General features: G+C 56.8%; 1 protein-coding gene. It reads right to left on the minus strand.

The annotated features are described in order from the left end of the window. Nucleotides 1-308: 308 nt before the first annotated feature. Complete coding sequence (yhbH, locus tag ACOSYY_RS15670) at nucleotides 309-1,469, minus strand: sporulation protein YhbH (protein ID WP_421663547.1); 1,161 nt, start codon at nucleotides 1,467-1,469, stop codon at nucleotides 309-311. Nucleotides 1,470-1,582 lie beyond the last annotated feature (113 nt).

Here is a 1,582-nt window from a genome sequence, read left to right on the forward strand (position 1 = left end):
TCCGTGGCTCTGTGGCCATTTCCCTCTCGTTATGGCCAAAACGACGATCAAGGCCGAGATAAAAAAAAGGGGCGTAAACAGATTGAAATCTATTTACGCCCCATATTCACAAGAATTTAGGACCTCTACGTCACTCTAAGCTGACTTAGTCTAGTGCAAGGTCCGTACCACAGAAGCCGCCCGCCGCCAAATCACCAAAATCATTCGCGAACAAGCAGTTAGAGAATTGGCCGTCGATGAGCGGCCTTGGGTCCTGCGACAATATGTCCCAGCGGGGGACTTATTGAGACAGCGGCTCCGCCGTGAACCTACGCAACGAGGCCCTGCTTCCCGAAGAACTGCTTCAAAGCGGGATACACCTCTTCCTTATCGTCGATCCGGACGCCGATGAATCGGTCCTTGTTCTTGAGACGATCGTTGAAGATGGAAAGGAGCGCGCCGGAGCTGCGGCGAAAGGTGGCCATGCCCTCTTCGCCGATCTCGCCATAGCCGAAGAGATTGCAGGTCTTGATCAGCTCGTCGGCATATTTGACGGCGTCTTCATTGTCGGAGTAGTAATTGTCGCCATCCGAGAAGTGGAAGGGATAGACGTTCCAATCGCGCGGCGGAAAGCGCTCGGCAATGATTTCGAGGGCGAGTTTATAGGCCGAGCTGACGACGGTTCCGCCCGATTCGCCCTGGGTGAAGAACTGTTCTTCCGTGACCTCCCGGGCCTCGGTATGATGGCTGATGAAGATGATCTTGACCTGATCGTATTTGGTCCGGAGAAAACGAACCATCCAGAAGAAGAAGCTGCGGGCGATATATTTCTTGAATTCGCCCATCGATCCCGAGACGTCCATCATGGCCACGACCACGGCGTTCGATTCGTAGCGAACCTCGTCTTCCCAGCTCTTGAAGCGCAGGTCCTCCTTCTTGATCGGACCGAGTTTGGCCTCTCCCTTTTCGCGGGCCTGGCGGCGAATGTTCTCGAGGACGGTCCGGCGCTTGTCGAGGTTCGAGAGCGCCCCAGCGCGGCGAATTTCGGTGAACCGGGTCGTGTTGGCCGGGACCGCCTGTTTGGCCTTGTCCACGAGGAAGGGCAGATGAAGATCCTCGAAGATCATGGCCGCGATCTCGTCGATCTCGACATCGGCCTCGTAAAAGTCCTGCCCCGGGCTATCGCCCGCCTGCCCGGCTCCCGGGCCCTGGCCCTGCGGATTCTCCCGGCCAATGATGTCGCCGACCTTGGTTTTGCCGTCTCCCTGGCCGACATGTTTGCGCTTGCGATAGTCGAATCGGAACTTGTATTCATCGAGCGCGCGCATCGGCACCTTGACGCGCTTGCGCCCATTCGACAGGATGATCGACTCATTCGAGACGATCGATCCCAAATTCTTTCGGATCGCATCCTTGATGCGCTCCTTGTGACGTTCCTGGTCGATGATGCCTTTTCGCTGCAGCGACCAGTCGTTGCGTTGAACGGACATAGGGTTCGTTTGGCGTTCCGCGTTTCCGCAGAGGACTTCCGCCGACGGAAGATGGAGTGGTTGGAGTTTCGTCCGCGGACAACGTTCCATTGGTGAAAGGCCGACGCGGAAAC

This window comes from Nitrospira sp. BLG_2, assembly GCF_049222245.1.